This is a genomic window from Mesorhizobium tianshanense (assembly GCF_007830515.1).
In the GTDB taxonomy this organism is placed as follows: domain Bacteria; phylum Pseudomonadota; class Alphaproteobacteria; order Rhizobiales; family Rhizobiaceae; genus Mesorhizobium; species Mesorhizobium tianshanense.
This window is the reverse complement of the sequence record NZ_VLKT01000044.1, coordinates 34,945-54,214: the sequence shown is the minus strand read 5'-3', so window position 1 is coordinate 54,214 and position 19,270 is coordinate 34,945. Positions and strand designations below refer to the sequence as shown.

The 19,270-nt window shown below is 58.6% G+C and carries 17 protein-coding genes and 3 pseudogenes; 16 read left to right on the top strand and 4 right to left on the bottom strand.

The genetic code is table 11. The features are described 5' to 3' along the window. The first annotated feature begins 324 nt into the window (after positions 1-324). The 8 genes and pseudogenes from IQ26_RS28420 (at position 325) to ccoP (ending at position 7,199) form a co-directional block, all read left to right on the top strand. The gene (locus tag IQ26_RS28420) at positions 325-1,440 is read left to right on the top strand and encodes a glycosyltransferase family 9 protein (RefSeq protein WP_145721672.1); all 1,116 of its coding nucleotides are present in this window, start codon (positions 325-327) and stop codon (positions 1,438-1,440) included. Between the two features lie 461 nt (positions 1,441-1,901). Continuing rightward, a pseudogene (locus IQ26_RS28415) lies at positions 1,902-2,123 on the top strand (cation:dicarboxylate symporter family transporter); the annotation flags it as partial. 312 nt (positions 2,124-2,435) lie between these two features. Beyond that, a complete protein-coding gene (locus IQ26_RS28410) occupies positions 2,436-3,182 on the top strand; it encodes a Crp/Fnr family transcriptional regulator (protein ID WP_145721671.1) in 747 nt (248 codons plus the stop codon). 325 nt (positions 3,183-3,507) lie between these two features. Then, positions 3,508-3,831: a hypothetical protein gene (locus tag IQ26_RS40625; protein WP_240547277.1), complete on the top strand. Its 324-nt coding sequence runs from the start codon at positions 3,508-3,510 to the stop codon at positions 3,829-3,831. Beyond that, complete coding sequence (gene ccoN, locus IQ26_RS28400) at positions 3,828-5,459, top strand: cytochrome-c oxidase, cbb3-type subunit I (protein ID WP_145721670.1); 1,632 nt, start codon at positions 3,828-3,830, stop codon at positions 5,457-5,459. Before IQ26_RS40625 ends, ccoN begins: the two co-directional genes overlap by 4 nt. Beyond that, positions 5,450-6,181, top strand: a complete 732-nt coding sequence (ccoO, locus tag IQ26_RS28395; RefSeq protein WP_145721669.1) for a cytochrome-c oxidase, cbb3-type subunit II — start codon at positions 5,450-5,452, stop codon at positions 6,179-6,181. The genes ccoN and ccoO overlap by 10 nt, the downstream gene beginning before the upstream one ends. Before the next feature lie 11 nt (positions 6,182-6,192). After that, positions 6,193-6,333, top strand: a complete 141-nt coding sequence (locus IQ26_RS28390) for a cbb3-type cytochrome c oxidase subunit 3 (RefSeq protein WP_145721668.1) — start codon at positions 6,193-6,195, stop codon at positions 6,331-6,333. 2 nt (positions 6,334-6,335) lie between these two features. Further along, on the top strand, positions 6,336-7,199 hold the full coding sequence (ccoP, locus tag IQ26_RS28385; RefSeq protein ID WP_145721667.1) for a cytochrome-c oxidase, cbb3-type subunit III: 864 nt from the start codon (positions 6,336-6,338) through the stop codon (positions 7,197-7,199). A 131-nt stretch (positions 7,200-7,330) separates the two neighbouring features. Here the strand turns inward: ccoP and IQ26_RS40620 are convergent. After that, positions 7,331-7,509, bottom strand: a pseudogene (locus IQ26_RS40620) (cytochrome c oxidase accessory protein CcoG); the annotation flags it as partial. A gap of 21 nt (positions 7,510-7,530) precedes the next feature. Here IQ26_RS40620 and ccoS point away from each other — a divergent pair. From ccoS to ubiM, 4 genes are all read left to right on the top strand, one after another. Continuing rightward, complete coding sequence (gene ccoS, locus IQ26_RS28375; RefSeq protein ID WP_145721666.1) at positions 7,531-7,686, top strand: cbb3-type cytochrome oxidase assembly protein CcoS; 156 nt, start codon at positions 7,531-7,533, stop codon at positions 7,684-7,686. 279 nt (positions 7,687-7,965) lie between these two features. Continuing rightward, positions 7,966-8,403, top strand: a complete 438-nt coding sequence (locus IQ26_RS28370) for a substrate-binding domain-containing protein (RefSeq protein WP_276316446.1) — start codon at positions 7,966-7,968, stop codon at positions 8,401-8,403. Between the two features lie 40 nt (positions 8,404-8,443). Next, positions 8,444-10,342, top strand: a complete 1,899-nt coding sequence (locus IQ26_RS28365) for a glycoside hydrolase family 127 protein (RefSeq protein ID WP_145721665.1) — start codon at positions 8,444-8,446, stop codon at positions 10,340-10,342. Positions 10,343-10,786: 444 nt separating this feature from the next. Beyond that, entirely contained in the window at positions 10,787-11,968 is a 1,182-nt protein-coding gene (ubiM, locus tag IQ26_RS28360) for a 5-demethoxyubiquinol-8 5-hydroxylase UbiM (RefSeq protein WP_145721664.1), read from the top strand. 122 nt (positions 11,969-12,090) lie between these two features. Here ubiM and IQ26_RS28355 read toward each other — a convergent pair. Then, positions 12,091-12,553: pseudogene (locus tag IQ26_RS28355) on the bottom strand (transposase); the annotation flags it as partial. 205 nt (positions 12,554-12,758) lie between these two features. Here IQ26_RS28355 and IQ26_RS28350 point away from each other — a divergent pair. The 3 genes from IQ26_RS28350 to IQ26_RS28340 all read left to right on the top strand — a co-directional run bounded on the left by IQ26_RS28350 (position 12,759) and on the right by IQ26_RS28340 (position 17,896). Further along, positions 12,759-14,633 (top strand): acyltransferase family protein, encoded by a 1,875-nt coding sequence (locus IQ26_RS28350; RefSeq protein ID WP_162458097.1) that lies wholly within the window; start codon positions 12,759-12,761, stop codon positions 14,631-14,633. A 383-nt stretch (positions 14,634-15,016) separates the two neighbouring features. Beyond that, on the top strand, positions 15,017-16,930 hold the full coding sequence (locus IQ26_RS28345; protein WP_167522711.1) for a putative bifunctional diguanylate cyclase/phosphodiesterase: 1,914 nt from the start codon (positions 15,017-15,019) through the stop codon (positions 16,928-16,930). 498 nt (positions 16,931-17,428) lie between these two features. Continuing rightward, a complete protein-coding gene (locus IQ26_RS28340; RefSeq protein WP_145721662.1) occupies positions 17,429-17,896 on the top strand; it encodes a hypothetical protein in 468 nt (155 codons plus the stop codon). A 167-nt stretch (positions 17,897-18,063) separates the two neighbouring features. Here IQ26_RS28340 and IQ26_RS28335 read toward each other — a convergent pair whose 3' ends face one another. Together IQ26_RS28335 and IQ26_RS28330 are read right to left on the bottom strand one after the other, a co-directional pair. Continuing rightward, a complete protein-coding gene (locus IQ26_RS28335) occupies positions 18,064-18,525 on the bottom strand; it encodes a sulfotransferase family 2 domain-containing protein (RefSeq protein WP_240547275.1) in 462 nt (153 codons plus the stop codon). A 77-nt stretch (positions 18,526-18,602) separates the two neighbouring features. Beyond that, a complete protein-coding gene (locus IQ26_RS28330) occupies positions 18,603-18,884 on the bottom strand; it encodes a DNA -binding domain-containing protein (protein ID WP_145721660.1) in 282 nt (93 codons plus the stop codon). A 115-nt stretch (positions 18,885-18,999) separates the two neighbouring features. Here IQ26_RS28330 and IQ26_RS28325 point away from each other — a divergent pair, with 115 nt between their 5' ends. After that, entirely contained in the window at positions 19,000-19,233 is a 234-nt protein-coding gene (locus tag IQ26_RS28325) for a helix-turn-helix domain-containing protein (protein WP_145721659.1), read from the top strand. The last annotated feature ends 37 nt before the right edge of the window (positions 19,234-19,270 follow it).

The following is a 19,270-nucleotide window of genomic DNA, read 5'->3' as shown; positions in this document are numbered from 1 at the left end:
TGTTGATCCCAGGCTGATCGCAGTCGGCATCCAACTATCCATGGCGTGGATGCACTTCCATCCAAACAAACGATTTTATCAATCTTCAGGAATCTTGCATTGACGACGGCACCGGACACGCACCGATCACCCGCTGAAGCACTCCAAACTACACAGGCATCACTGGGCTATCAGTGTTATCCGTATGATCTTCGGAATGGCAATGGGATATTTTAAAAAGCACGACGGCAATCAAATTATATACCGCAGCTGGGAAGAGCCGGAACAGTCAAGCGCAAAGATGAGAATTTTGGCCCTCAGCTTGATCATGTCGGCGACTTTTGGATGTCTCTAGGGCCCCTGAGGGACCTGCGTCAGCGTTTTGCGCATGCCCACATTACGCTGGTGGTGGGAAGCTGGAACATCGATACTGCAAAACAGTTCGACCTCGCCGACGATTACGTTGCTTTTGACTTTTTTCCTCGCAACCCAAAGGTCAAAACGCGCAAAGAAGCGGCCGACATAAGGCCGCTGCTGACCGGCGAGTTTGATCTTGCCATTGATATGCGTGTTCCGGATGAAACAAGGCCGATCTTGCTTGAAGTCCCCGCCAGGCACCGTGCGGCGATAGTTGATCCGTACCGCATGCATCAGATCGATATTGCGATAGCGCCATTCAATCTGAAATTGCGTAGAGCCATTTTCTACAAGCTGGCCCAAAACATAGGGATTGCCAACAAAATCCCGCGCAGATGGCTTGATTGGTTCATTGACCGTAAGCAGGTGCGTCTCCAGCATGTGTCAGAAATCCTCCTCTTTCTGGTCGCAAAGGCAGCGGCCTATTTCGACGGCGAAAGCGAAGCGGGTCACCGACAGAGTTCGACAACAGGCAAGGCCCCAATCGTCGTGGCTCCGTTCTCGAATTCCAGCCTGCGAGATTGGCCGATTGAAAATTTTGGCAAACTTGTCGCTGCTCTTTCGACCCGTGGTGAGGTAGTCCTCGTCTGCCGTGGCGAAAGCCTGGAAGCGCTTGAGGAGGTTGCGAAGATAGCTCGCGATCGTGGAGCCGCCGACATTCGGATGGCTGTCGAGTTGTCAGAATTGGAATTCAATCATCTCATGAATTCGGCCGCGCTCGTCGTGTCGAACAATTCAGGCACTGGGCATGTCGCTGCCCAGCTTGGCCGCCCTACTATCGGCATTTTCACCGCGTCACATCTACCGGAAATTTGGGGGTTTCGAGGTCCCCTGGTCAGCATGCTTATGAGTGTTATTGAATGTCGCGGATGTGGTCTGGACAAAGTGCGGCGCTGTCCGGTCAAAGTCCGCTGTAAGTTCGACATCACGCCGGATCTCGTGATTGCCGAGGTAAACGCCTTGATGAATCATTGTAAGGTACGGGACAAACTTATTGTGGCTCGCGGTCACCACAATCACGATTGCCCAGTTCTTGGTCGCTGACTCAATCGCTAAGATCATCTAAAAGCCAAAATTCACAATCGAATCCACTTCTGTTCGAAGGACCGTAGGGGCGATGTCACATTAGCCGCCGATCAGTCTTGGCGGGATTGAGCGATGCAATGAATACCTCGCCCGGCAGCCACAAGCGCCATCGCTTCCTCCGACATCATCGCGCACACGGATCGCAGCCACCTCGACGGCCTTCCAGCCGCTGGCAGGCTGCGTGTAACGCCCAGAGCGACCTCCAATCCCCGACAGTCGGCCCTTCTTCCGATGAAGGGCACGCCCCAGCGGCGTGTGCAGAAATCCGCACAAGCACGGCGTGAACTCCGGCGCGTTTCGCGCCGCCGCTATTTGGCACGGGGCTTGCGGCGGCGTTGGTGCAGCGTTCAACCGCAGCGCCGCGATGGGAGAAGCCCGGGAAGGGAGGAACCCACCTCAATCCGCTCACGGAGACAAGTATGTTGAACCGGCCAATCCGCAGCGCGAGTCCCGCGCCTCGCAAGGCCTTCTACGCCAAGCCCTACGTGCAGGTGCTTGCCGCCATCGCCCTTGGCATCGCACTCGGCCATTTCTATCCGGAACTCGGCGAGAGCCTGAAGCCGCTGGGTGATGCCTTCATCAAGCTCGTCAAGATGATCATCGCGCCTGTCATCTTCCTGACAATTGCTTCCGGCGTTGCGAACGGCGGTCGCGGCTGGCCAGCTCGCGCGAACGCAGCTCAGGGATGGGGGGCAGGGCGCGAAGCGGTAATAGAGGAACCGCCAGCTGGTATCAGCATCGATGAGGCCCCGCAACTTCCTGTACTTCGGGAACTGCTGGGCAAGCGATCAAACGCAATGACCCACTTTTGCGCCAAAAGGCACCGTTGCTGCCCTGCCGTTCACTGCTAATTGGAGCCCGACCCATGTCTAAGCCAACTGCCGGCCTTGTCGCGCGATCGGACCGACGACGACATCTATCTGGCGCATAGTCTGGATCGGTAGAGCGATCGAATGACAGTACGGCAGGATATTCACAGTCCCGGCATTCCCGTTCTTTGCCTACCTTGCGAGGCACGGCACCGCGGCGTCTGCGGTGCGCTCGATCCAGACCATTTGGTGCGGCTCGCCAAGACCTCGTCGCGGCACAAGATCGAGCCGGGGGTCGAATTGATTGGCGACGCCGAGGCCGTCGACAGCTATTCAAACGTGCTTTCAGGCGTGGTGAAGCTGACGAAGAGCCTTTCGGACGGCCGCCAGCAGATCGTCGGCCTCCAGTTCGCACCGTATTTTCTGGGACGGCCGTTCAAGGTGGAAAGCGCGATCAATGCGGAGGCCGCAACCGCCGTTTCCCTGTGCACGTTTCCGAAGGCGACTATCGACCGGATGATGAGGGAATCACCGGAACTTGAGCATCGCCTGCTCAAGCAGACGCTGAACGAACTCGACGAGGCACGCGAATGGATGGTGACTCTGGGGCGCAAGACCTCACTGGAGAAGGTGGCGAGCTTTCTCCTCATGATCGCCCGGAATATCGATTCCAGTGTTGACCCGGCGACCAGGTCGGCGTGCTTCGATCTGCCGCTGACGCGTGCCGACATCTCTGATTTCCTTGGACTTACAAACGAGACCGTGAGCCGCCAGCTGACCAGACTGAGAGTGGACGGCGTAATCCGGATCGAGAACAATCGCCATGTCACGGTGGACAGCATTAGCCGGCTGGAGCAGCGCTGCGGCGGCCGAGGCGCAACCGCCCTTTAAATGAGACTAAGCGGCGGGGCCTGCGTCGCTTGCTCCGATCCGCGGCAGGACATGTTCGCGTTCAAAAGCGATATGCCGGCGAAGGCTCTCGAAGAAGCCGCGCAGAATGAAACCGACGGCTTCCGCATTCTCCACCGTCTCGCCATGGCCGATCGCTAGCAGAATTCGGTCACTTCGCCGGCAAAGCATTCGTCTTCGACGTGCTCGGCGCGCAACCGGTTAGAGGCGAGGCTGGCGTCGCGGCCGACGACAGCGGCCTCGTAGGCGGGCAAGACGATCGTTTCTTCATATTGATGAACGTTTGCGCAACAACGGGAGGATTGCGTTGGCCGTGCGGAGCACTTCAGGTGATCGACGCGTCGGCGATATTTTCCAGAGCATCGCAGAGCTGCAGTTTTTCCCTGTGCGCGCGCTTCATCACATCGCCCGGAATCGCCTCCACGCCGGCCCGGGGACGCCGGACTTGTCCATGAGCGGGGCGGCCAGTGCTGCGTTTCCTCGTTCAATCGCCACCTTCGCACCGAACTCGATGCTGCCCGAAGCAAAATCGTGCGGCTCTGACATGGATCAGGGCGAGCAGGCGGCGGCTGCGCAATTAAGCACTGCGGATTTGGCGTCCGCCGGAATTGGAGATCGGGACTTGCGATGAAATTCGGCACAGAGATCGTCCTTCTAAGCCTGTTTGCTTTTGCGGCCCTGGGGGCTGCCGGCTTCGGCGTAGATGAACCTTTTCGCCAGCATATGTGGGTTTTGTTCTTCGCCGTGGCTGGCTTCACTGCGATCCTGTTGCGCAACACGGAATTCAAGCCAGCAGTTCCGATCGATCCATCCGCCTACATGGATGGGCCAATCCGCTACGGGGCCATCGCCACCATGTTCTGGGGTGTTGTCGGCATGCTTGTGGGTGTGGCCATCGCGCTGCAGCTCGCCTACCCGGATCTCAACATCGAGCCTTGGTTCAACCTCGGCCGCCTGCGGCCACTGCATACGTCCGGCGTCGTTTTTGCCTTCGGCGGCAATGCGCTCATCTGCACGTCCATGTACGTCGTGCAGCGCACCAGCCGCGCCCGGCTGTTCGGCGGCAATCTCGCCTGGTTCGTGTTTTGGGGTTATCAGCTTTTCATCGTCATGGCCGCGACCGGCTACCTGCTCGGCATCACCGAGAGCCGCGAATACGCCGAGCCCGAATGGTATGTGGATATGTGGCTGACCATCGTCTGGGTCGCCTACCTTGCGCTGTTCCTCGGCACCATCCTGAAACGGAAGGAACCGCATATCTACGTCGCCAACTGGTTCTATCTGTCCTTCATCGTCACCATCGCGATGCTGCATGTCGTCAACAACCTGTCGATGCCCGTCTCTCTCCTGGGCTCGAAGAGCTACTCCGCTTTCTCCGGCGTACAGGACGCCTTGACGCAATGGTGGTACGGTCACAATGCGGTCGGCTTCTTCCTCACAGCCGGCTTCCTCGGCATGATGTATTACTTCGTGCCCAAGCAGGTGAATCGGCCGGTCTATTCCTACCGCCTCTCGATCATCCATTTCTGGGCGCTGATCTTCCTCTACATCTGGGCAGGCCCGCATCACCTCCATTACACCGCCCTGCCCGACTGGGCGCAGACGCTCGGCATGGCGTTTTCGATCATGCTCTGGATGCCGTCATGGGGTGGCATGATCAACGGCCTGATGACGCTGTCCGGCGCCTGGGACAAGCTGCGCACCGATCCGATCATCCGCATGATGGTGATGGCCGTCGCCTTCTACGGCATGTCGACCTTCGAAGGTCCGATGATGTCGATCAAGGCGGTCAATTCTCTGTCGCACTACACGGACTGGACCATCGGGCATGTCCATTCCGGCGCGCTCGGCTGGGTAGGCATGATCTCGTTCGGCGCGATCTATTACATGGTGCCGAAGCTCTGGAACCGCGAACGTCTCTACTCGCTGCGGCTGGTCACCTGGCACTTCTGGCTGGCGACCCTCGGGATCGTCGTCTACGCCGCGGCAATGTGGGTCTCCGGCATCATGCAGGGCCTGATGTGGCGCGAATACGATGAACAGGGCTTCCTGGTCTACTCGTTCGCCGAGACCGTCGCCGCCATGCACCCCTATTACATCATGCGTGCCTTCGGCGGAGCCATGTACCTCTCCGGCGCCCTGATCATGGCCTGGAACGTCACCATGACCATCCTCGGCTACCAGCGCGAGGAGGAGCCGATGCCGGGCTCCGTCCCCGCCCTTCAGCCTGCGCGATCAGGAGCCAGAGAATGGGCTTGATGGACAAACACGCGATCATTGAGAAGAATGCCACGCTTCTTCTCGTTGGTTCCCTCCTGGTGGTGACGGTCGGCGGTATCGTCGAAATCGCGCCGCTCTTCTATCTCGACAACACGATCGAGAAGGTCGAAGGCATCCGGCCCTATTCGCCGCTCGAACTCGCCGGACGCAACATCTATGTGCGTGAGGGCTGCTATCTCTGCCACAGCCAGATGATCAGGCCGTTCCGCGACGAGGTCGAGCGCTATGGCCACTACAGCCTGGCGGCCGAGTCGATGTACGATCATCCGTTCCAGTGGGGATCGAAGCGCACGGGGCCGGACCTCGCCAGGGTCGGTGATCGCTATTCGAACGAATGGCACGTCCAGCATCTCAGCGCGCCTCGCTCGGTGGTGCCGGAATCGATCATGCCGAGCTATGCCTTCCTGAAGGCTACGGCGATCGACGTGAAGGACTTCTCGACGCACCTTATCGCAAACAGGCGCGTAGGGGTTCCCTATTCCGATGACATGATCGCCAACGCCAATGCCGACCTGATGGCACAGGCCGATCCCAATGCCGACACGTCAGGTCTGGAAGGCCGCTATCCGAAGATCAAGCTCGGCGACTTCGACGGCAATCCGCAACAGGTCACCGAGATGGATGCGCTGGTCGCCTACCTGCAGATGCTCGGAACGCTGGTCGATTTCAAGACCTACGACGAAGCCGCCGGCTACCGCTGAGGAGAATGGTTATGGACTACAATCTGACGCGGAAATTCGCTGACAGTTGGGGCCTGCTCGCCATGGCACTTTTCTCGGTCGCCTTCGTATTCCGCCCCGGTAGCCGCAGGCAAGTCGACGAAGCCTCTCAAATTCCTCTCAAGGACGATTGATCATGACCGGCGAGCATATCGACGAAGTGTCGGGCGTCCCTACCACCGGCCACGAATGGGATGGCATCCGGGAGCTCAACAACCCGCTTCCGCGCTGGTGGGTCATCACCTTCTACATCACCATTGCATGGGCGATCGGCTACTCCATCGCCTATCCGGCATGGCCGATGCTGTCTTCCGCGACCAAGGGTGTGATCGGCTATTCGAGCCGCAATAACGTCAAGAAAGAACTGGCCGCCGCCGAAGCCGCCAAGGCCAAATATGCCGCGGCGGTGGAATCGAAAACCGTCTCCGAGATTGCTGCTGACGATGCATTGCGCGGGTTTGCGGTAGCTGCCGGCGGCGCGGCATTCAGGGTCAATTGCGTGCAGTGCCACGGCTCGGGCGCGCAAGGGTCCAAGGGCTTTCCCAACCTCAACGACGACGACTGGCTTTGGGGCGGCAAGCCCGAGCAGATCCGGCAGACGATCACGCACGGCATCCGTTACGCATCCGACCCGGATACGCGCCTGTCGGAAATGCCGGCTTTTGGTGACATTATCACGGCCGATGAGATCGCCCAGGTCAGCGCCTACGTTGCCAGCCTGTCCGGCCTGGTCCTGGACGCAAGTCTGATCGAGCCCGGCGCCAATGTTTTCGCCGAGAATTGTGCCGCCTGTCATGGTGAGAATGCAAAGGGCAACAGGGAGTTCGGCGCACCCGACCTGACCGATGCGATCTGGCTCTACGGGTCCGGCGAAGCAGCCATAGCCGCGCAGGTCCGGGCGCCCAAACACGGCGTCATGCCGGCCTGGGTTGAACGTCTCGGCGAGACCAAGGTCAAAGAACTCGCAGTCTATGTCCATTCGCTTGGCGGCGGAGAATAGGAACGGAAGCCTATTCTCGCCCCCCCCCCCCCGCCAAGCGACGAGGCCCGGCGCGCGCCGGGCCTCGACACCATTCCGGCGTCCGGCGAATGACTTGCATTAACGCGGTGCAGTTCGCCATGCGGCAAAGCGGCAAACGGCCCTCGATCCCATCGCAGCCAGGGCGTCAGGTAATATATCCCTCGCTTGATTGCCATCACCCGCCACTTGAAGCGACGAAACCTGCCTGAAGCGCGCTTCGGGAAATCTTCTTGCGAGCGGCATAATTGCTCGCGGTGACGAGGGCTCCCTCGGCAACGCGTTCGGGCACTCGCGCATCGGTGCAGCCGTCATGACGACGCTCGTCTACCTCATACCAGCAGCTCTGTTCCTTGGCGCGCTGGGGCCGTCCGGCTTTCTATGGGCCTTGAGGAGTGGTCAATACGAGGATCTTCACGGGGCCGCTGAGCGCATCCTCATCGACCGGGACGACAAGCCGGAACGCTGACCCAAATCGCTGTGCCGACGACTGTGCGGATGCCGGTCGTCAGCCGAGACGGCTTGCTCGGGAACAACCTGCTGAGGCTCCATAGCTTGACGTAGATTTTTGAAAAGCCCCTGTCGCTCGAAGGACTGCGTCGCCCGGATTTGTCGTGTCTGGCTGATCCAGATCAGGGTTATCTCCTCATCGGCGTGGTTTCGTCGACTAGCCTTTCAAGGGAGAACGCATGTCTAACGGACAGTTTAGTCGTCACCATCAGCGTCTTGGCGGTTTTTGGTTTTTTTCATGGTAGTGGTCGGCTCCTTCAATGGATCGCGCCGCCGAACACCTCGGCGACCGGTCTGGATCAAAACCGACACGAAGAATGGCAAAAGCCAAAAGTCAGCCGGGGCGTTGGGGCGCGACGCGGCGGCCAGATTGTTCTCGGGACCGCAAACGCCGACCGCGATCTTCTGCGGCAACGATCAGATCGCCGGCGGCGCGTTCGACACGCTGCGCGAGATTGGCCTGGTAGGACCTGCCGTTGTCGCCATCGTCGGATTTGACAACTGGGACGTGATGGTGCTTGCGGCGCGGCCGCAGCTGACCAGCATCGATGTGAACCTGAACGGGCTCCGACGCGAGGCTGGTGACAGCGTGCCGGAGATGATCGCCGAATGGAGGCTGAGCGGCGTCAGGCGTCGGCCGTGTTCACTGGTCGTGCGGGCATCGTCGAAGCCGTGAGCACGCCAATGCACTTCATTGCAGGAACGGATGCGTTCGCATGAACGAGTTCAAGCCGGTTCAGTTCGTCGATGTCGCGCTGGAGGGGCAATTCTGGCGCGAGCGGCTGGAGACAGTGCTGACACGGACCATCCCCAGCCAGCACGTCCAGCTTGGCAAGCACGGTATCTTGCAGTCCCTGACACTGGCGAACCCGCCGCCGCTGAGCTCCCCGCGCAACCAGCGCAATTTCGTGCAGGTGTTCTGGGATTCCGACGCCGGCAAGTGGATCGAGGCGGCATCCTATGCGCTGTCACACAGGCCCGACGCCGACATCGAGGCCAGGATCGAAAAGATCGTCGACGATCTCGAGAACGCGCAGGCTCCCGACGGTTATCTGAACTGCTGGTACCTGCAGCGCGAGCCGGACAAGCGCTGGACCAACCTGCGCGACAATCACGAACTCTACAATCTGGGACATCTGCTCGAGGGCGGCATCGCCTACTTCCTCGCGACGGGCCGGCGCCGGCTCCTTGACATCCTTGAGCGCTATGTGGACCACGTGCGCAAGACGTTCGGTCCGAACCCCGGCCAGAAGCACGGCTATTGCGGCCATCAGGAGATCGAGCTTGCCCTCGTTAAGCTCTATCGCTTGACCGGAGAGAAAAAGCATCTCGAACTCGCGGCCTATTTCATCAACGAGCGCGGGCGCCAGCCTCACTACTTCGATCAGGAAGCGGCCGCACGCGGGGAGAGCCCTAGGGATTGCTGGGCGAAGAGGTATGAGTACAACCAATCGCAAAGGCCGGTGCGCGAGCAGACCAAGGTGGTCGGCCATGCCGTTCGGGCGATGTACATGTTTTCCGCCATGGCCGACCTCGCGGCGGAACTGAACGACGACAGCCTCAAGAAAGCATGCGAGGTGCTCTGGGCCGATGTCATGACCTCAAAGATCTACATCACCTCCGGCTTGGGTCCGGCTGCCGCGAATGAAGGCTTTACTGAAGACCACGACCTGCCGAACGATACGGCATATGCGGAGACCTGCGCCTCGGTAGCGCTGATCTTCTGGGCGCATCGCATGCTGCATCTCGATCTCGACGGCCGCTACGCCGACGTTATGGAACAGGCGTTGTTCAACGGCGCGCTGACCGGCCTGTCGCGCGACGGCGAGCACTATTTTTACTCCAATCCGCTGGACAGCGATGGGCGACACAGCCGATGGGCCTGGCACATATGCCCATGCTGCACGATGAATTCGTCGCGTCTCATCGCTTCGGTCGGAGGCTATTTCGTCTCGGCCAGCGAAGACGCAATCGCCTTCCATCTCTACGGCGGCATTTCGACGAACATCCGGCTCGCTACGGGAAATGTGTTCCTGCGGGAAACCAGCGCCTACCCATGGTTCGGCTCGATCAGGATCGAGGTCAGCCCTACCGTCCCTGCCGAGTTCGCCGTGAAGCTTCGCATTCCCGGATGGGTGCACGAAGCCGCAGCCTCGGTCGAGGGACATCCGATCGACGTGGAGGCATGCACCAGCAACGGCTATCTTTCGATCTCTCGTCTATGGAATGCCGGAGACACGATCACCCTCGAACTGCCGATGCCTCCCGAGCGCATCTATGCTCATCCCAAGGTCAGGCAAGACATCGGCCGGGTCGCGCTCAAGCGCGGGCCGTTGGTCTATTGCGTCGAACACGTAGACAATCCCGGGGGTCGAGTGCAGCAGCTCAAATTGCCGCGAGACGCCTGGATCGAAACGGAGGAACGGGGTGACCTCTTCGATGGCGTGGTCACGCTGACCGCCCCCGCCAAGCGCGTCGAAGACCAAGGCTGGGGAGACAGCCTGTACAGGAATGCGCCGCCCGTCGTTTCCGACTGCAGGCTAACCGCCCTGCCATACTATCTCTGGAACAATCGGGCGAAAGGCTCGATGCAAGTGTGGCTGCTGGAAGGCTGAATTCGGCGCTGTCGTCGCATGGAGAGGTCTCTTCTCAACTCAGGAATGCCGACAAGATGCAGTCAAGAAAAGTCTCGGATAGCATTTTCACTCGTCTCGGGGACGGTCCAGCGATCCGTGCCCTGGTTTACGAGTTCCACGACCTGATTGAAACCGGCCCTGCATACAATGGGGCATGGCGCTTCACCGGTCAGGAACCGCCGACGTGAGAATCTCGCTTGCTGGCTGGCTATCTGCCCGGCTGGGCGCACCCAAGGGCTGGTTCTATCAGCCGCGTCCGTGTTTGATGGGACTGCGTCCTTCGTTGGCGATCAATGCGGATCTCCCTGCCCGGCGGCTTAAGGCGATGCGGCGGACACTGGCACGCAGCGCAATCGAGCCACGGGTTGCGGCTCAACTTCACCAGCATCTCACGCAGATAGCCGACGCGATGGCGGCACGCTGATGGCCGGCTCCGACGACAGTTTCGACATCGTTATCGTCGGAGGCGGGCCGGTCGGACTTTCCTTCGCCGCGTCGCTTGCCCAGAGCGAGCTCAAGGTGGCAGTTGTTGAACAGCAGTCCTTGGAAAGACTTGCGAATCCGGCTTTCGACGGTCGCGAGATCGCGCTGACCTACGCCTCGATCAGAATCCTTCGCGAGCTCGGCGCCTGGGATGCCATCCCCGCTTCGGACAAATCACCACTTCAAGGCGCGCGCGTGCTCAACGGATCGAGCCCTTTCGCCCTGTGCTTCGATTCCCCCAGCGGATCTCGGGAGCCGCTCGGAGTTCTGGTCCCAAATTGTCGGATCCGCGATGCCCTGTTCAAGATCGTCCGCTTGCAGGATCATGCCCAGCTGCTGTGCGGCCACTCGGTCGTCGATGCAACAAACAGCCACAAAGGAGCAGTCATAACGCTCTCCGATGGCAGGCGGTTGACCGCTCGGCTTCTCGTTGCAGCGGATTCGCGGTTGTCCGCCACGCGCGACCTGTTGGGCATCGGTGCCGGCATCAATCGGCTTGCCAACTCGATGCTGATTTGCCGGGTAAGGCACGAGCGCGTCCATCACCAGATCGCAGTCGAATGGTTCGATCACTATCAGACGATAGCGATGTTGCCGCTCACGGAAGGCGTGTCGTCGCTGCTTCTCACTTTGCCCTCAAACGAGGCCGATAGACTGCTTGCTTTCGACGACGATTTGTTCCTGACGGAATTGACAAACCGGTGTCGAGAATGCCTCGGAAAAATGAGTTTGGCAAGCACCCGCCATAGCTATCCGCTCGTCACGACGTGGGCGCACAAATTCTGGGCTCCGAGCGCCGCACTCATCGGCGACGCTGCCATTGGCATGCACCCGGTGACTGCGCATGGCTTCAACATCGGCCTGAGCGGCCAGAAGCAACTCGCCCACAAAATTCTGGCAGCATGTCGCGAACGTCGCGACATTGCCGATCCCGACATGCTCCAGAAATACGAAAGCTGGCTTCGCCTGTCGGCGGCACCGCTCTATCATGCTACGAACATACTTGTCGGACTGTACTCAGGCGAGCACCCGGCGGCACGGCTTGCAAGACATGCGGGGCTTCGCTTTGCCCAATATCTTCCCTTTGTCCGCCATGGCATTTCGGCCATGCTTCGGCGGTGAGACCTCAGTCACGATACCGTCGACAAATCTGAGGTCGCGATCTCGCCCCGGGCTCCTCTTCTATCTCGCCGTCTAAGCGCGCGTCTTCATCTCTTGATACGCTGCACCCCTCGAAATTAGAGCGTATCGTGGATGTCGAGCGCCACCGTCTCGGGAGGGCGGCATCGGGTCGACAGCCACAGGTCGACCAGCACATCGCCGAGCCGGATGGCCGTCTTGAGCTCGGGCAGGTTCTCCAGCCGCGAGCATGTCGGCTGCGAACACAGGTCGAGCCCGCTGTCGGATAATCGTCCGCAGGCGAGCCTGAAGGCCGGTCGGTGCGCAGCCGGTCGAGATCGTTGGCATCCTCGTAGCCGCAGGCGATCGCAAAGATACGGGCGCGCAGGATGTCGGCCATGGCGTACCTCACCCGGTGCGGGTGGCTCGCTGCCGCAAGCCGGTCGGCTGGTCGCAAACGCCGCTCGGCGGCGGTCAGAAGCATGATGCCGCCATCCGATGTGATGCGTCCGCCATCAAACCGCGGCTGTGACCTTCTTGCGCCCGACGGCTGGAAAACACAATGACGGTCAACGCATCATCGGCCATGGCGAGTGTGGCTCGCGAGATCTGGTGGAAGGGTTGGTCAAAGCGGCAAAACCATTGTAAAATCAATGAGTTAATCTACTCAAGCCAGCCCCTTCAACACATTGTATGCATAGCGGGCAAGTTCAGGAAACCTCTAGAAAAGGCTGCTCAAAGGCGCCAGCCGAACGCCTTGATGTTACAGCCGAGGTCGTGCTTAGAGGAGCGAATGAATCGATTCGACTACCGGCCGGATATTGACGGCCTTCGCGCCTTAGCGGTTTCTGCTGTCGTCCTATTCCACGCAGGGTTCTCAACCCTTTCCGGTGGCTATGTCGGCGTCGACGTCTTCTTCGTGATCAGTGGCTATTTGATTACAAGGATAGTTGTTGAACGCGTGCGCGCGGGAACATTCAGCTTTTCCGACTTTTACGCCCGGCGCGCACGCCGGCTATTTCCAGCGCTATTTTCCACGATCTTTGTCACGTTCGTTTGTGCCGCATTCATCCAAGGGCCAGAGGACTTTCGCAGTTTTTCCGGCTCCGCCGCGATGGCGATCCTGTCGCTGTCGAACGTCTATTTCTGGATGCAAAGCGGCTATTTCGATGCAGCCGCAACGACCAAGCCACTCTTGCACACCTGGTCGCTTGCGGTCGAAGAACAATTCTATTTGATCTGGCCAGCCATCATCGCCGCCTTGGTGCGGAAGGGCCGACTGGCCCTCATGGCTGTGGCCGTGTTTGGTCTCATCAGTTTCACGGCGTGCCTTTTGGCTATGCGCTTTGACCTGACGGGCGCATTCTTCCTGACACCGTTTCGCATATTTGAGTTTGCCTGCGGAGCCGCCCTTGTGTGGGCCAAGACGCCAGGGCGTCTGTCTTCCGACATTGCTTACACGACCGGTGGCTTGGCAGTCCTTTACGCCATTCTTCAGTTCGATGCCGGTACGTCGTTCCCAGGATGGCATGCGGCGCTCCCCACTCTAGGGACCGCGATGATGATCTACGGCGGGCGCAACGCCGTCGCTGCCTTGCCGCTTAAAACGGCACCGGCGCTATTGCTTGGCCGAGCCAGCTATTCGATCTATCTCGTGCACTGGCCCATCGTCGTCTTTTGGCTCCATGCAACCGGGCGCGACCTCGACACGTTCCAGGGCGCTGCCGCCATCGCTTTATCGATACTGCTTGGCTACTTGCTGCATAGTTTCATCGAACGTCCGCTAAGATACTCCCATGCCTTGCAGGGCTGGCGGCTGGTGACGATCTGCGCTTCGGCCACCGCGCTGATTGTTGCACCGTCATGGCAAAGCTGGGCTACAAAAGGCTGGACTTGGCGATTGCCAGAAGCGCTTCGCGGTGTGAACAGCTACGATCTAGATGCTCTCATGAAATACGTATGGTCGAATCACATCCGCCTACGCAGCAATACCTTTAAGCCTGGCAGAAAACATATCCTTATCGTGGGGGACAGCCAGTCCGCTGATTTTACCAACATCCTCGTGGAAGGAAACCACGAGCGGAACGTCGACATAGTCACCTATGCGTTCAACTATGGCTGCAACATTCCGTATGCCGATGATCAGCAGTATTGGGACCAAGATAATATCTACACCACCTCAGACCCTTCCCTTGAGGAGCAATGCAAAGAGAGAAGCAACGCGCTCCTTTCCAGCTCCGAACTCAAAAAGGCGGATGTGGTTATCGTCGCGTTCCTATGGGAACGATACGGTGCGAAGCGCTTGCGTGCTGCCGCCGACAAAATTGAGTCAATGAGCCCAGCTCGCGTATTTGTCCTAGGTAGAAAGAACCTCCTCAAGAGCAGCATCGATTTCGTTAACATGAACGGGAAGTTGGACGGGCTCGGGAGCTTGGCTGCGCGTTTTAAGGCTTCCGACACTCTCTTTATAAACAGCATGCTGGCTCAGCAATTTGGCAATCGCTATCTGGACATCTTTTCATCAGTTTGCCCCGACCAGGATAAGTGCGTGGTGCTAGATGAAAAGCAACACCCCATTTTCTATGATCCGGCTCACCTGACCCAGAGCGGTGCACGATACTTCGCCAAGCACGCCGCTCGAAAGCTCATCGATCTCGCCAACTTGTGAGCAAGATTGGCATGGGCCGTGTTGTCTTGTACACATTCTCGGCCACATTAGTCTCGCCAGCAGCAGGAGCACCGCCGGTGGATTGCCAAACGCAATGCTGCCTAACCGAGGCCCGCTACAGCGGATGACCATAGCCAGAGGAGATTGGAGCCGCTCGTGGTGAGTGTGGCTCGCGAGAGTTGGTAGAAGGTTGGCCTAAGCGACCGAATCCTACGCCAATCTTCTCCCGACACGCTGTGATGACGGGCTAGCGGGCCTCGGCAGTGATTTCTTGGCTGAACGATTCCAGAAAGCTGTACCCAGCTGAATAGTTAACCCGTCCTTCAGTGGGCCTGCATAGGCTTGCGCTGCGACGAAATCCTCGGAAGCAAGCTAGCCCGTCCATGGACCTGAAGAAAGAAGACACGCTGGAGGCCAGAATCCGTCAGGATCAGCTTGCTGACCTGAGGGCCGGTCTCTTCGTGTCAATGCCGATAAGCGCTATCCTATCGGGCCTAATATTGACGGTGCAGGCCCTTTCTGGCGGCGGCTTTGGCGCCGCGATCTGGTTCCTGGTCATCAATGCGACAAATGTCGGCCGCCTTGCACTCGCCCGTTATCAGCTAAAACTTAGAGAGACGGGGCACCAGGACGATCTGACAGGGGTTTCGCAGCGGCTTCGCTGGTTTGGCATCCTTGCTCTTCTGGCAGGGATTGCCTGGTCCTTTCTTGCCGTCCTCACTGATGGATACACGACACCTCACGCACCGCTGCATCTGATTATTCTGGCAGGCATTTCAGCTGGTGCGGTTACATACGGCAGTTCATACGCCGCCGCAGCGATCAACTTCATCGCACCCCCGCTCCTCGTCGCAGCCGGGTGCCTGCTCGTGAAAGGCAACTTTGAAGACTACATTCTTGCTTTCACCGTTCTGCTCTTTCTGGGCGGCCTGGTTCGAGCCTCGCTTGTTGGACAAGCGCGCTTTCGCGACGCGAGCCGCCTGAGGCATGAGGCCGAGCGGTTCGCGGGGGAAATGGAGGCCAGTTCCAGGCAGGACCACCTGACCGGCCTTCTCAACAGGCGCGGCCTCGAACACGCTATCGGTCGGTTCGAGACTGCAGACGGCCCCTTCGTTGTAATGCTGATTGATCTGGACGGGTTCAAATCCGTCAACGATACCTACGGTCACAGGACCGGCGATGAGCTGCTTGTCAGGATCGCGCGCCGGATAGAGGAGGAAGCACCGGAAGGCTCAACGCTCGCCCGCATCGGCGGCGATGAATTCGTGCTGTTTTTTCCCTCACTCAGGAGTTCGCTTTCTGCCAGTAATCTCGCATCCAATATAATAGCCAAAGTTGCCCGCCCCTATCCTGAGGTCGCGTCCGTGCGGGTCGGGGCATCGATAGGAATATACTTGGCTGAGAGCCCGGGGCTGACGGAAATGTTGTTGCGGGCGGATGTCGCCCTCTACACAGCCAAGCGTCGTGGCAGGAACGAATTTTGCCTTTTCGATGCCGAACTCGACAGGGAACTGCAACGCCGCCAATCCATCGAACGCGACCTTCATTCGGCGATAAAGACGAGAAGCCTGGGGCCTTGGTTCCAGCCCATCGTGAAACTCGACACTGAGGCCGTGATCGGTTTTGAAGCCTTGCTAAGGTGGTCCCATCCGATTCATGGTGCCATCTCTCCACCCGAAATCATCACAGCCGCACGCCAAACCGGGATGCTTCAGCTGCTGACCCAAACGGTGTTCTCCGACTGTTGCGCTCTTATCGACGGCTTGGTGAAGGCTGACCGTCGTGATCTTCGTGTGGCGATGAATGTTTCACCGCGCGAACTGGAAGCCGGCGATATCGACGACATGGTTCTGGATGGTCTGGCGGCAAAAGACCTCCCTGCAACGATGTTCGAAATCGAGATTACCGAAGAATCCCCAGTGGATCCGGACAGAGTGGATGAAAAGCTCGGACGCCTTTCACATGCCGGCATTTCCATCGCGCTCGATGACTTCGGCACCGGCTTTTCCACCTTGGCATCGCTCAAGGACAGTCGGATACGCAAGGTGAAAATAGACCAGGGCTTCGTTCGCGGCCTGGCCAGGTCCCGAGAGGACCGGCTGCTTGTCAAAACGGTCATCGATCTTGGCAGGACGCTCGGCATCGAGGTCATGGCCGAGGGCGTCGAAACAGAGGCGGATCGGCAAACCCTGCATAAGCTTGGCTGCAGAACCGCTCAAGGGTTCCTGTTCTCCAAGGCGGTGCCTCTGGGCCAGGCGCTCGATTTGGCGGCAAAAGAGCACGCGAAGGAGCCGTGACCGGCACCCGCCGTGCCGTCTCTCACGGCCGTTGCGCTCGTGAGTGTATCGAGACTTCCCTGTTTGAAAGCGTGATAGTCCGCGCTGTGCGTCAGTGTCACGAACCGAATAGTTTGCCGCAAAAGTCCATCAAGTCATTGATATAAAACGATAATTTTCGGAGGTTCGCCTCAAGCATTCTGGATAGCATGCAATAGTTTGCCTCAACCCGAACGCGTCAAAATGCCTTTCTGAAGCAATGCCAAAAGAAAACCCGGCGAAAAGCCGCGTTCATCTGGTCGGGAGTTCGCTATTCGATCAGAGCCTGGGTAGCGACGAACGATGGTAAAAGCTGGAACCGATAAGATCTCGATCCATCGCCAGTGGAATGCCAACTAGCTGCTTTTTCAGGCGGTTGAAATGAATAATTAAGAAACGCATCTACCATCCACGGATTAGAAAGTGCTAAACTAATGGTCGGCCACGCGGTCAATGACCGGTAGCCTGAGGCACCCCAGAATGCCGACCGATATCGAGAAAATGTCCACGGAGATCGCGAGTAGCACGTCATTCGACGGCTATTCGCTGTGGCGCATGCAGAAGGACGTAAACAATCAGATTTTTGCCCTCGAAAGGAACCAGTTCCCAGTACCGATCGAACTGGCGAGGCTGAGAGCCATCATAGCCAAGGCGCGAGAATTTAGGCAAAGCCGCGGCCGTTCGCGCGAGGCGAATACGAGTACTCGTCCGCCGGAAATCGTCACGGCGCAAGCGGCCAAAAGCTTCGACGTGTTCGACTTCGTGGACCACTACCGGGCGCTGGGTGGGCTGCGGTTGGCCGTAGACATTGGGTTAGCGATCAAAGTTAGACAATGGAACAAGGACACGCCGGAAGCCGAGGATTTCTGGACGCGAGGCTGGACGGCACTCGACCCGGGACGGCAATCTGATATTGCCCGGGCCCTGCTTGTTCGGGGGCGCTACTGACTTCGAACTCATCAACTCTTGGCGGCGCGGTCGGCGATTGCGAGGCAGCGGCACGATATCGTCGACTTTGCCAGAGCTTGGCCAACTTATCGCTGAGACACAGTAGCGCACCACCGAAGCGATTTCACATTTACTTTGATGGCTCTCGTAGCGTAAGTGGCATAAAGTCAAATTTGGGTATATCCAAAGAGATCGAAATCGGATTTGAACAATTGATTTATTCTACGAATACTTGACGAAGACATCTGTGCTGCGTACCTATATCGATCGCCTTCGGGAAATTTCCTAGAGACGTTTTCGTTGATCTGCTCCGGAAAATCAATGTCCACGAAGCGGCAGAATGCAGCGAAATCAGTTTCGAATTCTTCTACTTTCCCAACGAAGTCGACTGCCTGGATAGCATTATAGTGGATCCAGTAGTTCGATGGGTGAATAGGCAGGCTCGTATTTCGCCCCACATCGAAAACTTCGTAATCTTGCAATAGTTGAATCCAGAGGTCGAAGTCATAGCGCGCCTCAACGCCTGCCGACAAGGAAAGAAGCCCTGGAAGAAACTCCGCGACGAGGTTGTCCAGCCATGCACTTTCTTGCAGCGAAGTATCCCAAAAACAGCCGGGTCGACGGCCCACCTTTGAAGCAGGCCGTCTGTTTGTTTGAATGAGGCAGCTTTTGGGTATTTGTCACCAAACTATGGGGTTGGCGACAGTTAGCCGGCGAACAGTTCCTTGTAACCGGTCGTCACCATCCAGTTCGCCCGGTCGATATGGCTGCGAAGCGCCTTGCGGGCGCGGACCGGTTCAAGGGCCGGGTCGATGCCGAGAATAAGATCGGCCATCTCCTCTTCGCCGGCATCGTCGGCGCAGGCGTCCAGGATCCGCAGGTAGATCGTGAAATGCTCCCTGTCGTAGCTCGTGAGGCTCTCTGCCCAGGGGACTTCGTCGCGCAGAGTTGAGTTTCGAGTCTCATCTGTTCCCGTTGATCGATTCATGTCTGCTGCGAACCTCGCCTGTTGAGCGCTGGATGCAACGCAGAATATCCCAAAATGGGATAATCCGAACCGGGATTAGTCGCTGAGCCGGTCTTTACCCGACCGGTTCGCCTACATGCCCAAATCTCTTCGATCGCCCCGCCACCAGCGGTTTCTGGCCCAGCTGGTTTCGCTGCGCAAGGCCAAAGGCCTGACCCAGGCGCAGGTGGCTGACAAGCTTGGTCGTCCGCAATCCTTCGTGGCCAAGTACGAGGGCGGAGAGCGGCGTCTCGATGTCATCGAGTTTCTCGACGTAACTGCGGTGCTTGACGCTGATGCGTGCGAGATTCTGTCCAGCCTGAGGTCCTAGCGGGCGCCCGCGCGCCTGACGGCTCGCGCCGGGTGCT

What these genes read in the sequence shown, in the direction of transcription:
- IQ26_RS28420 (WP_145721672.1), top strand. Translation starts at nt 325, where the DNA reads ATGTCTCTAGGGCCCCTGAGGGACCTGCGTCAGCGTTTTGCGCATGCC.
- IQ26_RS28410 (WP_145721671.1), top strand. Translation starts at nt 2,436, where the DNA reads ATGACAGTACGGCAGGATATTCACAGTCCCGGCATTCCCGTTCTTTGC.
- ccoN (WP_145721670.1), top strand. Translation starts at nt 3,828, where the DNA reads ATGAAATTCGGCACAGAGATCGTCCTTCTAAGCCTGTTTGCTTTTGCG.
- ccoO (WP_145721669.1), top strand. Translation starts at nt 5,450, where the DNA reads ATGGGCTTGATGGACAAACACGCGATCATTGAGAAGAATGCCACGCTT.
- IQ26_RS28390 (WP_145721668.1), top strand. Translation starts at nt 6,193, where the DNA reads ATGGACTACAATCTGACGCGGAAATTCGCTGACAGTTGGGGCCTGCTC.
- ccoP (WP_145721667.1), top strand. Translation starts at nt 6,336, where the DNA reads ATGACCGGCGAGCATATCGACGAAGTGTCGGGCGTCCCTACCACCGGC.
- ccoS (WP_145721666.1), top strand. Translation starts at nt 7,531, where the DNA reads ATGACGACGCTCGTCTACCTCATACCAGCAGCTCTGTTCCTTGGCGCG.
- IQ26_RS28370 (WP_276316446.1), top strand. Translation starts at nt 7,966, where the DNA reads ATGGTAGTGGTCGGCTCCTTCAATGGATCGCGCCGCCGAACACCTCGG.
- IQ26_RS28365 (WP_145721665.1), top strand. Translation starts at nt 8,444, where the DNA reads ATGAACGAGTTCAAGCCGGTTCAGTTCGTCGATGTCGCGCTGGAGGGG.
- ubiM (WP_145721664.1), top strand. Translation starts at nt 10,787, where the DNA reads ATGGCCGGCTCCGACGACAGTTTCGACATCGTTATCGTCGGAGGCGGG.
- IQ26_RS28350 (WP_162458097.1), top strand. Translation starts at nt 12,759, where the DNA reads ATGAATCGATTCGACTACCGGCCGGATATTGACGGCCTTCGCGCCTTA.
- IQ26_RS28345 (WP_167522711.1), top strand. Translation starts at nt 15,017, where the DNA reads ATGGACCTGAAGAAAGAAGACACGCTGGAGGCCAGAATCCGTCAGGAT.
- IQ26_RS28340 (WP_145721662.1), top strand. Translation starts at nt 17,429, where the DNA reads ATGCCGACCGATATCGAGAAAATGTCCACGGAGATCGCGAGTAGCACG.
- IQ26_RS28330 (WP_145721660.1), bottom strand. Translation starts at nt 18,884, where the DNA reads ATGAATCGATCAACGGGAACAGATGAGACTCGAAACTCAACTCTGCGC.
- IQ26_RS28325 (WP_145721659.1), top strand. Translation starts at nt 19,000, where the DNA reads ATGCCCAAATCTCTTCGATCGCCCCGCCACCAGCGGTTTCTGGCCCAG.